General features: G+C 65.2%; 12 protein-coding genes and 4 pseudogenes. 2 read left to right on the top strand and 14 right to left on the bottom strand.

Going from position 1 to position 12,019, the window contains the following annotated elements; all coding sequences use genetic code 11:
• Positions 1 to 11: 11 nt before the first annotated feature.
• Positions 12 to 593 (bottom strand): hypothetical protein, encoded by a 582-nt coding sequence (locus ACQEV2_RS42125; RefSeq protein WP_433055561.1) that lies wholly within the window; start codon positions 591 to 593, stop codon positions 12 to 14.
• A gap of 181 nt (positions 594 to 774) precedes the next feature.
• A complete protein-coding gene (locus tag ACQEV2_RS42120; protein WP_433055558.1) occupies positions 775 to 1,188 on the bottom strand; it encodes a hypothetical protein in 414 nt (137 codons plus the stop codon).
• 32 nt (positions 1,189 to 1,220) lie between these two features.
• Here ACQEV2_RS42120 and ACQEV2_RS42115 point away from each other — a divergent pair, with 32 nt between their 5' ends.
• Entirely contained in the window at positions 1,221 to 1,712 is a 492-nt protein-coding gene (locus ACQEV2_RS42115) for a hypothetical protein (RefSeq protein WP_433055555.1), read from the top strand.
• Here the strand turns inward: ACQEV2_RS42115 and ACQEV2_RS42110 are convergent.
• The 8 genes and pseudogenes from ACQEV2_RS42110 to ACQEV2_RS42075 form a co-directional block, all read right to left on the bottom strand.
• Positions 1,699 to 2,496, bottom strand: a complete 798-nt coding sequence (locus ACQEV2_RS42110; protein ID WP_433055552.1) for a hypothetical protein — start codon at positions 2,494 to 2,496, stop codon at positions 1,699 to 1,701. The two genes, ACQEV2_RS42115 and ACQEV2_RS42110, sit on opposite strands and share 14 nt — an antisense overlap.
• A 27-nt stretch (positions 2,497 to 2,523) precedes the next feature.
• Positions 2,524 to 3,030, bottom strand: a complete 507-nt coding sequence (locus ACQEV2_RS42105) for a hypothetical protein (RefSeq protein WP_433055549.1) — start codon at positions 3,028 to 3,030, stop codon at positions 2,524 to 2,526.
• A gap of 268 nt (positions 3,031 to 3,298) precedes the next feature.
• Positions 3,299 to 4,843 (bottom strand): hypothetical protein, encoded by a 1,545-nt coding sequence (locus ACQEV2_RS42100; protein WP_433055546.1) that lies wholly within the window; start codon positions 4,841 to 4,843, stop codon positions 3,299 to 3,301.
• Positions 4,844 to 4,866: 23 nt separating this feature from the next.
• Positions 4,867 to 5,172, bottom strand: a complete 306-nt coding sequence (locus ACQEV2_RS42095; RefSeq protein WP_433055543.1) for a hypothetical protein — start codon at positions 5,170 to 5,172, stop codon at positions 4,867 to 4,869.
• 57 nt (positions 5,173 to 5,229) lie between these two features.
• Positions 5,230 to 5,466, bottom strand: coding sequence for a hypothetical protein (locus ACQEV2_RS42090; protein ID WP_433055539.1), 237 nt, complete (start codon positions 5,464 to 5,466; stop codon positions 5,230 to 5,232).
• Entirely contained in the window at positions 5,463 to 5,651 is a 189-nt protein-coding gene (locus ACQEV2_RS42085) for a hypothetical protein (RefSeq protein ID WP_433055536.1), read from the bottom strand. The genes ACQEV2_RS42090 and ACQEV2_RS42085 overlap by 4 nt, the downstream gene beginning before the upstream one ends.
• 8 nt (positions 5,652 to 5,659) lie before the next feature.
• Complete coding sequence (locus tag ACQEV2_RS42080) at positions 5,660 to 6,316, bottom strand: site-specific integrase (protein WP_433055533.1); 657 nt, start codon at positions 6,314 to 6,316, stop codon at positions 5,660 to 5,662.
• A gap of 280 nt (positions 6,317 to 6,596) precedes the next feature.
• Positions 6,597 to 7,400: pseudogene (locus ACQEV2_RS42075) on the bottom strand (IS5 family transposase).
• A gap of 1,522 nt (positions 7,401 to 8,922) precedes the next feature.
• Between ACQEV2_RS42075 and ACQEV2_RS42070 the strand changes: the two are divergent.
• Entirely contained in the window at positions 8,923 to 9,285 is a 363-nt protein-coding gene (locus ACQEV2_RS42070) for a transposase (protein WP_433055530.1), read from the top strand.
• Between the two features lie 117 nt (positions 9,286 to 9,402).
• On the opposite strand, the pseudogene ACQEV2_RS42065 reads toward ACQEV2_RS42070, so the two are convergent.
• The 4 genes and pseudogenes from ACQEV2_RS42065 to ACQEV2_RS42050 all read right to left on the bottom strand — a co-directional run.
• Positions 9,403 to 9,648 (bottom strand): annotated as a pseudogene (locus ACQEV2_RS42065) (transposase); the annotation flags it as partial.
• Between the two features lie 8 nt (positions 9,649 to 9,656).
• Entirely contained in the window at positions 9,657 to 10,079 is a 423-nt protein-coding gene (locus ACQEV2_RS42060; protein ID WP_433056092.1) for a transposase, read from the bottom strand.
• 504 nt (positions 10,080 to 10,583) lie between these two features.
• Positions 10,584 to 10,721, bottom strand: a pseudogene (locus ACQEV2_RS42055) (IS5/IS1182 family transposase); the annotation flags it as partial.
• A gap of 162 nt (positions 10,722 to 10,883) precedes the next feature.
• Positions 10,884 to 11,941 (bottom strand): annotated as a pseudogene (locus ACQEV2_RS42050) (transposase family protein).
• Positions 11,942 to 12,019: the final 78 nt, after the last annotated feature.

Here is a 12,019-nt window from a genome sequence, read left to right as displayed (position 1 = left end):
CTGAGTACGCACTACTCGCCAAAATGCGCGCTGATCATGGAAGCGGGGATCGGCTGGCCAAGCTCGAGTCTGGGCAGCCTGAGATCACCTGTGCGGCATCGTCCGTGCGCCGAGGTGTCCGTTGCCTCGCCTCGCTTGCTACTTCCGACTCCTGAATATCGGCCCCTACCGATAGTCGGAAGGTCCGGCCCGCGCCGTTGGACCCACGCCCGTACCCGCCCGTAGCGCTCGTCGACCTCGACCGGGACACCGTGCCACTCCGAGATGCTCCGCAGCCTCCAGCCCAAAGCCGATGCCCGGCCCACGTCGACCCGCTCCACCGACCGCAGCGCCCGGCCGCGGCGGGTCGGGTCCGCCTTCGCGACGGGCAGGATCCGCCGCACGTGATACAGCGCCCACGGACAGGCGAGCTCCTCCTCGAAGGCCGCGAGGACGGGCCGGTCGGCGGGACGACTCGGATCAAACTTCTCCAGCAGGCAGTGCCGGCCGAACAGCTTCGCCTTCGGATTGAGGCTCACTGACGTGTACTCCAGGCGCAGCACCCGTCCGGCGATGTCCGGGTACGCACGCATCCGGTCCAGGTGCGCGGCCATGGCGCCCATCGAGATCGGAAAGCAACAGAAGGTTTCCCTGTCAACTCTGGCTATGTTGTAGCGATCTCTCATCTGACTCCTGGTCTTGGTTGGTGAGGTGACTCCGTGTAACAGCGGAAAAGGTTGGTCCTGTGGTCTCGTCCTGACCGCGAAGCGGTCAGGACGAGACCAGGCGGTGCAACTACGAGCCGGGGTCGGGGGCCGGGCGCAAGGCCACCACCGGGGCTCGTTTATGTCCCGACTGACCGCGGAGCTGGTGGTTCTCAACGGTGAGGACGCTCACCACGCGGGCGAATGTCTCGGTCTCGGCCTGCTGACGCTTGTTCTCCTCGATCAGGTTGGCCAGTCGCTCCTTGGTCTTCTTCAGTTCGGCCCGCAGCTTGCGTTCACTGTCGGGGACCCGTCCCTGAGCTCGGACCTTCGCGTAGAACTCGTCCTTGAGGTCGGTATGCCGGTGCGTGAGGACGTGCCGTTTCACGTCCGCCTCGGCGGCCAGCGCGAGGACGGTCAGCGCTCCGTCGGACCGCAGCGGGGTGCCGGCCAGCAGGCGGTCCATCGCGGCCCTGATGTTCTTCCTCTCGTTGTCGTAGCTCACAAGTCCGCCCCCGCTGCCGCCAGGACGCGGTCGTGGTCGTGCTGGTCGGCGAGTTCGTTCAGGGCCTGGGCCCGTTCCCGCAGCCGGTCGGCCAGCGGTTCGGGAACCAGGCCAGAGATGGCCTGACGACCCAAGTCATCGGCCGCTTCCCGAAGTTGATGTGCGTGGGCGTCGGTGCGGGCGATGTTCGCGCAGTTGACCTTGCAGCGGTCCAGGTTGGGGGCCTCGCTCTTCGCGTTGCGGCCGGGATGGCAGAGCGCTTTGGCCCGGTCGTAGTTGCAGAACGAAAATGCCTCCTTGTTCTCGAAGACGTTCAGGGTCGGGTCCGCCAGCAGGTCTTTGGCCTGACGAACGGAGGTGATGAGACCGCCGAAGCGGTGGTGTTCCAGGGCGGCGGCGTTGATCAGACGCCTCGCGGCGGGGCCCGAGACGCCCTCGCCGTCCTGGATGGCCTCGTGGACCTCGCTGAGTTGCTCGGCGATGTTGCGGGCGGTTTCGAAGTCGAGAAGGTCATTGGGTGTTGACCCACTCGATGAACGACTCGATGCGGTTGCTCATCGTGGCGATCGCCAGCGACCTGCCGCTGCGGCGCGCGGGCTGGAGCGGATCGTGGACCTCGATTGCGAACAGCAGTCCGTGCCCGCCGAGCTGTTCCAGCACCCGCACTGCCGTGACGACCTGCGGGACTGCCACCCAGGGAGCTTCGCGTACGACTCCGGCGGATTGATGATTGCCGTCCTCGTCGCGGGCGACCTTGAACTGCCGGGCATAGATGAGGTGCCGCCGGGCCGCCTCCGGCGGCCTCTGCGGATCCGGGCAGTACCCGTTCTCCAGCGCCAGGATCTCCCCGGTCCGCATCCCCGTGAGATAGCCCAGGACGATGAAACAGGCGGTAACCAGGTGTTTCAGGACCCCGGGGACATCGTGGAAGTCGAACGGACCGTGCCAGGGCTCCCCGCCCAGCTTCGAGGTGATGGGCGTATCCAGCAGACACCGGCCGAGATTTTGGACCTTGTATGCCTTCCAGCGCGGATAGTTCATGACCTGGTGGGCCTTGGCGACCGGAGTCCCCGTCAGCCCGGCCAGGAACACCCCGGGCGTCGAGATCTTCGTGTCTCTGATCAACGCCGGGACGGGCCCGCCCTCCGGCTCCAACTGTTCGAGGTAGGTGACCAGCCGCCGACCCGATCCCTTCTTGAACGGGCCCTTCAGCCCTTCCGCGATCTCGACCAGCCGTCGGTGTTCCTCGAAGGCGGCCAGGATGTCGTCGGCGTACTCCTCGACGAACCGCAGGGCCCAGACCAGCAACGGCCCCATCGTCGCCGGGGCGATCGGCTAGGTGACGTTCTCGCCCAGCGGCGAGGCCGCCGGCAGGTAGTCGTCCATGCCCTCCGTGACCCACGGCGGCGTGACGAGCCGGTCGGTGTCGGGCAGATACAACCGTCCGTAGTAGTGCAGCCGGGAGAGCGCGATCAGATGACTGGTGGCCGTGTTGCGAGCCAGCCCTCGCACCTTGTCGAGATGGTGGCTGTAGTCCGACAAATCCCCGGCCGTCACCAGCGAGAGCTGCTTGATCCCGCGCTCGTCGAGCCACTGGGCGAACATCGACCAGTCGCTGACCGTCCTCGTGATCCGGCCGACGCTGAGCCTGGAGCGCATGGCGGCGCCGCGCAGGGCAACGTCCCTGTCGGGCAGCGGGTAGTTGATCAAAGTCCAGGATGCGTAACGGAACGGCTCCCTGAAGACCTCGGGGAACCATCGCCAGCGGATGATGTCATCCGCCTGCGAGGGGTTCTGGGTCAGCGCAAGCAACGACCAGCCGTCGTCGCCGTACCGGGGCACGAAGTCGCGACGGCCTCGACCGCCCGGTCGAGATCGAACAGGAAGGCGTCGGCCGCCGGGGCCGCGAAGCGAGGGTTCAAGGCCAGGGCCATGCGTCGAATCCCTTCATCAGCAGCTGGTCAATGACCCTTCGTCCGTGGGCACTTGCCTTCTCCAGGGCGTCGTTCCATTCCGTGTCGGTGAAGTCCGGGGCCTTGCGCAGGTCCCCGCAGCCGCGCGAAGGGCTCGCGCCAGTCCTGGTCCCACACCTCCGGCGAAAGCACCGCCCTCAACTCCTCCAGCACATGCAGCAGATAGGCCAGCCGTGGCAGGTGACGCGGGTGATCACGGCGTTCGGGCAGGCCGTGCAGAGCAGGAACGATGCCCGGCAAGGCACCCTCTGTTCCCCGAACGGGCTGTGGGTGTAGTCGCTGCAGCTGGTGGTCGGGGTGTCCTGGTCCACGTTCGTGTCCGCCCGGCTGATCTGGGCCTTGAACGACGACCTGGCCGCCTCGATCGCCTCCTCGACCCCGTCGGTGATCACCGGTTGCGCCGCCGCGTGCGTGCACGGGTCCGGCAGGACATAAGCACCGTCGTGGGTGTCCTGACTGTGCTGCGTGGGCTGCCGCTGATGCGCGATCACCACGGTCTTGCGCAGGCACCGCAGGTTCAACGAGACCTCGCCGCCCAGCTCCTGGCGCCAGTTGCGCCAGACGTTGGCGTGGAAGTGGCCGTCGAACAGGCCGGCCGTCCCCTCGCCGTAGGCGGCCCGCCGCTGAGCGGGCCGCCAGACGATCAGCCGGTCGGTGGGTGCCCCCACGTTCTTCAGCATCTCCCGTGCCGGGGCGGTGGACTCGATCGCGTGCGTGATCAGCCGTCCGGGAGAGGTCGCTCCCCAGTCGGCCAGGTTCCTCGTCTCATAGCGGTCCGCCGGACGGCGGCGCCGCTTCTCTAACTCGACCCGGTAGATGATCTGCCCCTCGTTGCCCGCGTCGGGGCTCGCATCGGGCACCTTCATCTCGACAACCGGTATCGCGTTCCACCCGTAGGCCGCGATGATCAGGATCATCAGTGCGCAACCCTCATCGATGGTCAGGAACAACCGCATCCACGTGTCCTCGGCCCGGTTGCCGCCCAGGGCTTCGGTGTAACGCGGGTCGGGACGAAGGCGGCCATCCGGGCGGATGAAGAACGGCGTCTCGCCGGTGCGGATCAACTGGTCCAGTGCCTCACCCACGAGCCAGCCGTCCGTGCCTCTTTCGAACTGGCCCGCCCGCCAGCCAAGGAGGTGCTGCCAGTTGGCACGGATGCGATGCAGAGCGGGTCGGAACCGCTGAGTGGCAAGCAGCTTGATGCGGTCAAACTCGGCGTCGCTGTGGGCGGTCTCCTTCGGCGCCTTCTCCTTCGGCATCCGCTTGCTCATCAGCTTCCGGGTCTCCTCGGGCACCAACGGATGCTGCTTCAGCAGCCGGGCGACCTTGCGGACCTGCCGGCTGCCCGTGGAGTTCGGCGTGCGGCTCAGCCGCCAGGCCGCCCAGATGTCCGCAGTCAACTCGCCCAGAAATTGCGGAACTTGCTCCTGCTCGGCCAGGAAACGGCTGAAGTAGAGCAAGATCAGCCAGGTCTCCCGGCTGGAGGGCAGCGTCTTCCAGGTGCCGGTGGGCCCGCACTGAACGGCGAACGCCTCCGCCAGATCGCGCTGCAGCCGCGGACCGACCGCCAGTTGGCCGAAGTCGTAACTGGCCTTGTTCGCCCCGTCCTCGGTCACGTGCCAGACCAGCAGATCACCCGGCTCCAGCGGCGGCGTGCGCCGGTGCCCCTCATCCCCGGGCAAAACAGCGCGTCGTCCTCGCGTACTCATACCAGTGCCTCGCTGTCCAGGACGCGCTCCGACATCTTCGCGATCCGGCCCAGCAGCTCGTTGGTGCCCGGGTCGGCCTCGTCCAGCAGCAGCGACCTAATCTGCAGATCCGAAACGGGAGCGAGGTATATCTTGCGGGTGGTCTCCTCGCTCGCGTGATCGAGGAGGTCCTTGACCATCCGCCAGGCATCCCCATAGAGCAGGCGGAAGTCCCGCCGTTCCTTCGGCGTGAGTCCGAACCGTTTGTCCAGCGCGTGCATCAGCGCGACCAGCATCTTCAACGCGAACGAGTGCCTGGCCATGTGGGGTGTGAAGTAGGGAGGCTGGGCAACCTTGCCCTCCAGCACGTTGCGGCAGCGCTAGGACGCCGCCCGGTAAACCGCCTCCCACGAATGCGGCTGAAACGGGCGCCCGTCTTGCGACAACCACAGCCACAACGGCTCAAGACCGCCATCCCCCTCAACGAACAGGCGCTGACGGTCCTCGACGTCCAGCGACGACAGCGGCCGCTGGACCGACTGCCCGTTCTCGTCCCAGAAGTGCAGGATCGACCGCTGCCGACCGGACCGCTTCTCCAGGACCCAGATGTCGTTCATCGCTTCGTAGACGCCCCTGGCTGAGCCCGGCGGATCACCGCCCGCCGCGTCGTCCGCTCGTAGGCGGCGACCGACCGCAGATCCTCGACCGCGACGTAGAACGTCCGCTCGCGCCGGCTCTTCGTGGCCGCCTTCGCCAGCCGCCCGTAGAAGAAGCGCTTCACGCTCTCCTCCAGAGCCGGCACCTGGGAAGTCAGCAGCGAACCGCCTTCCGACAAGCGCATCCCCGAGGAAAACAGCAGGTCGGAGTAGGCGGCATTGCGGTCGTCGTTCCGGCCCCGAACGACGGATCCCGACGCCCGTCCGCGGTGTAGCCGCGCAGACCCACGTCCCTCCACAACCGGTAGGCCCGCGGAGTCAGCCACTTCACGTTGCTCGACCTCGCGTCCTTCGCCCGCTGGGCCGGAACGCTGACCATCTCGCCGTGGCGGCCCAACACCTCCCGCATCGCTACCGGGTTGGCCGTGACGTACCTCTTCGCCGCCGCCCACTTGTAGAGCCGAGCCAGCGCGGACAGCTCGCGGTCCCATTTCGAGCCGCTGATCCGCCGAGGATTCCGAGGCGACCACCGCCGCCAGTCCTCGAAATCGAGCAGGTCCTCGACCTCAGCATCGCACCAGTTCTTGTCCCGCTGCCACAGGAAGTTGAAGAACAGACAGCAGTCCCCGGCGTAGTTCCGCCGCGTCTCCCTGGCCAGATGCGCGAACGCCGAACGCGTCGTGTACAGCGTCAGCCGCGGGTCCACCTGGTAGTTCGGGTCCGTGAAGAACACGTCCCCCGGGTCGATCCGGGCGGCCTCCTCCCGTACGTCGAGGTCGGCCCACTCCTTCAACACTGGGTGATCGCTCACCTCTGCGGCGTGCCGTCTCGTCACCCCGTGCACTTGCCAGAACTTGCTCACACGTCCCTCTTCGCTCGCAACACGTACCGCTGTACCACGAAGATTCAATAGGGAAGAAGATGCAGTAGCTCTTCTCCCACCGCACGCCGAACCACTCGTACAGGAATGCTTCGCACCGCTGGCGCCCCCACCCCCATTTGATCAAGGGATACAGGCCCTGGCGCAGCGGGTTCTGGCTCGCCCTCTGGTCTCGGAGGCTGCGGGGGACCTCGTCGGCTTACTGATCGTTTCAGAATGAGGTTCGGAGTCGTCTCAAGCAGATGATGCTGCAGGCGAGTTGAAGCAGTCCGAGGTGGAGGTCTGCACGTATCTCGTAGCGGATCCGAAGCCTCTTGAACTGGTGGAGCCAGGCGAAGGTCCGCTCGACAACTCAGCGGGTTCTGCCGAGGGCGGAGCCGTGGGCTGTGCCCTTGCGGGCGATCTTCGGGGTGATGCCGCGGGCCCGGAGGAGTCGGCGGTATTTGTCGTAGTCGTAGCCGCGGTCGGCGAACAGCCGCCGTGGCCGATTGCGAGGCCGCCTCGAACGCCGCGGATGCGAGGTATCGCATCCAGCAAAGGCATCAGCTGTGTGACGTCATGGCGGTTTCCGCTGGTCAGCGAGACGGTTAAGGGGGTGCCGTGCCGGTCGACGATCAGGTGGTGCTTGTTGCCCGGACGGGCCCGGTCGACCGGCGAAGGTCCGGTGTGAGCCCCCCCTTTGAGGGCTCTGACATGCGAGCCGTCGATCGCCGCGTCTTCCATGTCCAGCAGGCCCGCCGCCCGCAACTCAGCCAGCAGCACCTCATGCAGTTGCGGCCAGACTCCGGCCTCGGTCCAGCCCCGCAGACGCCGCCAGGCCGTCACACCACTGCAGCCCACCTGATCAGCCGGAACGCCAGCTCACGCTCTTGCACAGCACGTAAACGACGCCCCGCAGCGCAGCCCGGTCATCTGCCGGCAACCGCCCGGGATACCGATGTCGCCTGCGCGGACGAGCAGGTAACAACGGAGCCACACGTTCCCGCAGGTCATCAGGGACAAGATCAGCAGACACCCCTCAGATCCTGCCGACACAACACCCAATTGCCAAGCCCTGCAACCAACTTCATTCTGAAACGATCAGTAAGGGTGCCTCCCACGGACGACCTCGCTGTCGATTCCTTACAGAGCGATCATTCGCAATGCCTAATTGGCAGCCGACTCGTCGTGGGGCACCGGGCGGCCAATCACTTGAGTCTTTTCACGGTTGCCTCTCCAGGATGAGGACTGCCTTGGCGGCTGACGCGATTCGGTTGGGGCTGCAGCGAGCGTGGAGGAAGATGCGCCAGCGCCCCGGTTTCGGTTTGACCAGGAACGGCCGCCTCAACGGCCCCTCAGTCTTCGTCTTTATGTCGTAGAACACGCCAAGCTATGCTCTTAAAATTACACCCAGTTCTCGGTCACCGAGGAATAACTCTGCTGGCCACCGTAAGTCGCCCATCCGCCTACAGATTCCGGGCCCCATCGGTTGTCCGTAACCAAAACAGTGGATAGGGCACTGGAGGACCGACCAGGCACCGTAACATATTGATAATTATCATCAGTCAGCTGGATCCAAATACGGTCATACAACTTAGACTTAAGGGCAACCCTGACGTCATACGAGAAGGGGTTGTGCACTTCAACCCAGCCATAGTCGCCGGCTCCAGAGTTAATGCAAGTACGCATAAGGATGCTCGTAGTGCCGACATTATTCCACGAACTGCATTTGGTGCCAGAGGCTGCCTGCGCCGTCCCTCCAGCACCAAGAACAGCCGCAACTGTCACCACGGACCCACACAGGATCGATGAAATAGCCTTCTTGGCGCTTATCATGGAAGTGTTTCCCTTTCGACCTTTGCCAGCCCCCTCTAGTTCGACGTCCGTCGCTTTAAGCGGACTGGCGTAAAGTGATATTTAGATCCTGCTATCAGTGGTGCAGCATGACAACGAAAACGATGGCAATTTCCTGATATTTACCAATGGAGGAAACTGTCACAACTGATTAGGCTGCAGAGCAGAGATAGTTCTGCCCGCGGACCCGGCATACGTGGTACAGCCTCAGGCTCTACCACGTATGCCGGGAGACTCCGGTGGCAGCAATCGCTAGGATGGACCCGGCAAAAAGGTATAGTATGCGCTAAACCAGTCCATCCTCGTGGGTTATCGCTGAGGCTTAGAGTGGCGATCTGCCCGCCGCCTCCAGTCACCTGGCCGTCGATTGGAAGCGACCCCCCTCTTCTATCTCAGCTGTGAACCATGTCCCAGTGGGATTAACGGTATTCTAGAGCCTGCGGCTGCAGTGAGCTTGAGCAATTAAGACTCAATCTAGCGCCCAGGCGTTGGTTGCAAGCCCTATGGAAAGGAATACGGTTTTTCGCCGGATATTCGCACACCCGAATCCATGATCATAATGTTCCTCGGCACGCACATGCTGCGGCACTTCGAGCGGCAGGTGTATGGCTCGCTGCGGCGCGGTGGCGGGGCAGGCTGATCGCGGTCGCGTACGACGGCTGGAACGGGTGCCTTTCCGCCATGCCGGGTGAAGCTCCCCCGGGATGCGGTGGGTGGTGACAGCGGGTCAGATGGTTCTCACGAGAGGAGATCTGATTACGGCTGGCCCGAGGAAGTACCCGTTGGAGTTGCGGGAGCGTGCGCTGCGGATGTACCGCATCACCGACCCGAAGCCGCAGATCAAGCGGATGGCTGTGGATCTCGGCGTGCATGCGGAGGCGCTGCGGACCTGGATTCGGCAGGCGGAGGCGGACGCCGGCAAGCGCGATGACCGGCTGACTACCGCCGAGCGTGAGGAGTTGGCCGTGCTCCGGAAGGAGAATGCGCAGCTCAGGCGGGCGAATGAGGTGCTGCGGACGGCGTCGGCGTTTTTCGCGGCGCAGCTCGACCCGACCCGGCCCAGGTGACGGCGCTCGTCGACGAGCATCCCCGCCTGGGGGTCGAGTGCGTAACGTTCTTCCGCAGGTGCGCAAGCATTGTCGGCGGCTCCGGCCTCCGCGACCGGCTCGGTTGTGGCGGTGCTGCGTCTGGTCGTTCTTTTCCGGGATGGTGGGGGCGATGCCGCGTTTGCGCAGATAGGCGTGGAAGCCGCGAGAACTGTAGGCCTTGTCGGCGACGACCTGGTCGGGCCTGCACCGTGGCCGGCCCGCGCCGGTGCGCGGAACGCGGATGCGTTGCAGGAGAGGGCGTGCGCAGATGCTGTCGTGGCGTTGTCCGGGTGTCAGCAGGATGGCGAGTGGTCGACCCTGGCCGTCGCAGGCGAGGTGGATTTTGGTGGTCAGTCCGCCTCGGGATCGGCCGAGGGCGTGATCGTCCGGTTCGTCCGGCCGGTTGATCCCCCTTTTCGGCCGGTGGCGGCCGCGTGCTGGTGGGCGCGGACGATGGTGGAGTCGATCTGCACCAGCCAGTCGATGTCACCGGCCGCGTCCGCGCGGGCCTGGATCTGCGGAAGGGCTGGTGTGAACACGCCGTCCAGGGCATAGCGGCGGAAGCGGGTGTAGACGGTCTGCCATGGGCCGTAGCGTTCCGGCACGTCACGCCAGGAGATCCCGGTCCGGATCTTGTAGACCATCCCGTTGATGACCTGCCAGTCCGCCACACGAGGTCGACCCGTTGCAGCACTCGGTATGAGTGGAGCGAGTAACTCCCGCTCCTGATCGGTGAGTTCATGACGACGTATCACCCCACCATGATCGATCATCCGATGATCTTTGAAGACGGACCCTAGCTCGTACGGACGTCGAGCATGGAAGGATACGGAACCAACGAAGTCCCCCGGCCGATGGTCGTGTTGAGTCAGATCACCACAACCAACGACGAGGGGCTTCGCCACGTCATCATCTTCCTGACCTCGACTTATGACCCTTCAGAGGCAGGATGAGACAGGCTCATTGAGCCGTTTCATCCTGAATAGTCGCAGGTCAGCAGGGTGGGGATGGCTTGGACTGCTGTACCGATTCGACGGGTGGAACGGCGGGCTCGGCGAAGTAGTGGCCAGGTCTTGAGTTGGGCGAAGGTGTGTTCACCGGGAGCCCTCAGTCGGGTGTGATCACGGTTGAACTGCTGGTAGTGCTCTGGCCCTTCGCGGTGGTAGTAGGGGGGCGGACGGTGGCGCCGGCGCCTTGGTAGGCGCGGTCCGCGAGGACGGGGATCAGTGCCGCGGTCAGTCCCGATGCACGCCCGGCCAGGGACGCCATGACGGGTCGGTGCCCACACTGATACCGAAGCCGGCCGCGATCTGCTCGAGAGTGTCCTTCTTACGCAGGCACACCGGCGCCACCAGGGCCCGCCGGTGCGGCTGGAGCCTGCAGCGACGCTCACCCTCGCGGGTGATGATCAGCATTGTCACCCACTCAACGAGTGCATGCGGGAGGTCGAGTACAGCACGCTATGGAACCAACGAGGCCCCGGACTATGGTGTTGCGACTTCAGACATCTCGCTCGACAGTCCGAGGCTCTCGCCTGTTACGGGACTGGACCGCGTTACCCGATCAGTGAGGCTTTTTCAACCTGCGGTTGAGCTGGCGTGATGCAGGGTGAGGACTGCCTGGACGATGCCCGTGATGCGGGTGGTCGAGCAGCGGAGTTTGCGGAGGAGCCGCCAGTTCTTGAGGGTGGCTATGGCTTGTTCGACGAGGGCGCGGATCTTGGTCTGGATCGGTTCACGGCCTGCTGACCTGCGGGAAGCGTCTGCCATCGGCCGCGGAACGGAACCCGGACCGTGCCGCGGGCGCCCTGGTAGCCCTTGTCCGCCCAGCATGGGATGTGGGCCTGGTCGAGGGCTTTGATGATGCCGTGTTCCCGGGCCACGCGAATGTCGTGAACGGTCCCTGGCAGTGCGGGTGAGGCCCACAGCAGTCGGCTGTGCGAAGGCGTGTTCGCCAGGGGCGCGGAGTCGGGCGTGGTGCCGGTTGTACTGCTGGCAGTGCTCGGGCAGTTCGCGGTGGTGGTAGTAGGGGGTGCGGACGGTGGCGCCGGCGCCCTGGCAGGCGCGGTCGGCCAGGACGAGGATCTGTCGCGTGTGGCAGTTCTCGATCACGCCGTGAGCACGGGCGGCGGTCAGGTCGTGAGTGCGTCCAGGCAGGGCCCGCGAGAACCACAGGGGTGTGCCGTCGGGTGCGGCGACGACCTGCACGTTCATGCCGTGCTTCTTGTGCTTCTGGGAGTAGTACGGCTCGTCCGCCGCGACCCGGTCGGTGGGGATCAGCGTGCCGTCCAGGATCACCAAGTCGTCCTCGCCGCGGCCGGTCAGGGCCTCGCGCAGGCCGGGCGCCCAGGCGGCGAGGACGTCGACCGTCTCGTCCACGTACCGCCAGGCCGTCGCTTCGGAGACGCCGAACCCTGCGCTGAGCTGAGCGAGCGTTTCGTTCTTGCGCAGGTGGGCCAGGACGAGCTGTGCCTGACGGAAGCAGCTCAACTTGCGCCAGCGAGTGCGGCGTTCACACCTTCGGACGTAGATGAGCCATGAGACATGCTCGACCAGCTCGTGCCGGACATCGAGCGTGGAAGGATACGGAACCAACGAAGCCCCCCGGCCGTCGGCGTGCTGAGTGAGATCACCACACCAACGACGAGGGGCTTCGCCATGTCACCGCCCCTGATCAGCCTGGTTCACCCGACAGCCAGGATGAAAGAGGTTCA

Origin of the sequence: Streptomyces sp. CA-251387 (assembly GCF_050936625.1) — a bacterium.
Lineage (GTDB): Bacteria > Actinomycetota > Actinomycetes > Streptomycetales > Streptomycetaceae > Streptomyces.
The sequence above is the reverse complement of the archived record's forward strand: the minus strand, read 5'-3'. Positions and strand labels throughout refer to the sequence as shown.

What these genes read in the sequence shown, in the direction of transcription:
- ACQEV2_RS42125 (WP_433055561.1), bottom strand. Translation starts at nt 593, where the DNA reads ATGGCCGCGCACCTGGACCGGATGCGTGCGTACCCGGACATCGCCGGA.
- ACQEV2_RS42095 (WP_433055543.1), bottom strand. Translation starts at nt 5,172, where the DNA reads ATGGCCAGGCACTCGTTCGCGTTGAAGATGCTGGTCGCGCTGATGCAC.
- ACQEV2_RS42090 (WP_433055539.1), bottom strand. Translation starts at nt 5,466, where the DNA reads ATGAACGACATCTGGGTCCTGGAGAAGCGGTCCGGTCGGCAGCGGTCG.
- ACQEV2_RS42070 (WP_433055530.1), top strand. Translation starts at nt 8,923, where the DNA reads ATGCGGTGGGTGGTGACAGCGGGTCAGATGGTTCTCACGAGAGGAGAT.
- ACQEV2_RS42060 (WP_433056092.1), bottom strand. Translation starts at nt 10,079, where the DNA reads ATGATCGATCATGGTGGGGTGATACGTCGTCATGAACTCACCGATCAG.